The following is a 711-nucleotide window of genomic DNA, read 5'->3' on the forward strand; positions in this document are numbered from 1 at the left end:
AAAGAGTATCAGAAAATAGGATTCCGCACCGAGGTTTATGTGCCGTTTGATGCTATCTTGAGGGAGAAGGGTACCTTGTTGCAAGTGCAATGGCTCGATTTGGTTTGTGGAAAAGAAGTCCAGGATATCGATTTCCCTGTCTTAAACACCGATATTTATGATGAGAATGAGAAGTTGATAGCTTCGGATTTTCCCAAGACTTATTTGTCGGCATTTGCGGCAGAGGTTGTTATTGTCCTCCCTGAGGATGTCTTGAAAGAACGTCCGTTCCTGGCACATGTCGATTTGCTCGATTTTCCCGGAGTGAGAAATCGGTTGGATAAGATTGAGGATGATATAGATTATAAAAACGACATGCCCGAAATGCTGCGACGTGGAAAGGTGGCATACCTCTTCAACAAATATGTACGCACCCGCAGGATTAGTTCTATCATGTTCTGTCATCATTATTATAGTCCTATGAAGGCTAATTTGGGGGCCCCGATTAACGACTGGATTGAAAAAACCGTGGGATTGACCCCCAAGATACGAACAAAGAACCTCAAGATATTGGACAATATTTCGCCTTTGTTTGTCATAGCGACCAAGTTTTACAAAGATTTATCCAAACGGGGCACCGAGTCGGCCGGGAAGTTGGCCAATCACTGGGAGCGCTTTACCAAGGTGCTGCCCGAGATTATTGGCTCTTCACAGTGGTTTGAGCAATGGCAG

At 44.7% G+C, this 711-nt stretch carries 1 protein-coding gene; it reads left to right on the forward strand.

Annotated features, from left to right (window positions below):
- On the forward strand, positions 1-711 hold a 711-nt coding region (locus tag B5G10_RS12490), incomplete at both ends, for a virulence factor SrfC family protein (RefSeq protein WP_241147773.1).

The organism is Barnesiella sp. An55 (assembly GCF_002161555.1).
GTDB classification, from domain to species: Bacteria; Bacteroidota; Bacteroidia; order Bacteroidales; family Barnesiellaceae; genus Barnesiella; species Barnesiella merdipullorum.